Consider the following 1,029-nt stretch of genomic DNA (forward strand, 5'->3'; position numbering starts at 1 on the left):
GCGGGCAGGGCTCGGCGGTCGAGTTTGCCGTGGGCGGTCAGCGGAAGTTCGGGAAGGATCACGACCGCGGCCGGGACCAGGTATTCCGGCAGGCGTCCGCTCAGATACTCGCGGACGGTCTCCGCTTCCAGTGCCGCTTCGTTGTCGGTGACCGCGTAGGCGATCAGGCGTTTGTCACCTGGCCGGTCCTCACGCAGGACCACCACCGCGGCGGATACCCCGGGATGCTCCACCAGCACCGCCTCGACCTCACCCGGCTCGACACGGAACCCACGCACCTGAACCTGCTCATCCACCCGCCGGACGAACTCCAGCTCCCCATCCCCACGCCACCGCACCACATCACCCGTGCGATACATCCGCTCACCCGCGACAAACGGACACGCCACGAACGACGACGCCGTCAACCCCGGACGACCCGCATACCCCCGAGCCACCTGCACACCCGACACATACAACTCACCCGCAACCCCCACCGGCACCGGACACAACCCCGCATCCAGCACAAACACCCGACACCCGCCCCGCGGACGCCCGATCGGCACCGGACCCGACCCCAGCACCTCACCCACACCCACCCGGAACTCCGTCACATTCACCGTGGTCTCGGTAGGCCCATAAGCGTTGAACACCACCACACCCGGATGCACCTCACGCCACCGCGCCACATCCGCACCCGCCAGAGCCTCACCCCCCAAAACCAGCTCACGCCCAGGCGAAACCTCCTCCGGCGAAGCCAACAACAACGGCACATGACTCGGCGTCGCCTTCATGAACCCCGGCGCACCACCACCCGACACCCGCGACCGCAGATCCACCACACGCACACAACCACCCGACACCAACGGCAACACCACCGACGCCACCGTCATGTCGAACGTCACCGGCGACTGCCACGCCACCACCCCCGACACAGCCCCATGCGACTCACGAGCCCACCCCACATAACCCGCCAACGCCCGATGCTCAACCACCACACCCTTCGGACGCCCCGACGAACCCGACGTGAACACCACATACGCCGCACCC

1 protein-coding gene is annotated in these 1,029 nt (G+C 67.4%); it reads right to left on the reverse strand.

Going from position 1 to position 1,029, the window contains the following annotated elements; all coding sequences use genetic code 11:
* The coding region (locus tag ABZ876_RS39105; protein WP_361791215.1) for an amino acid adenylation domain-containing protein at positions 1–1,016 on the reverse strand (1,016 nt) is incomplete at its 3' end.
* Positions 1,017–1,029 lie beyond the last annotated feature (13 nt).

This window comes from Streptomyces sp. NPDC046931 (genome assembly GCF_040644655.1).
GTDB lineage: Bacteria > Actinomycetota > Actinomycetes > Streptomycetales > Streptomycetaceae > Streptomyces.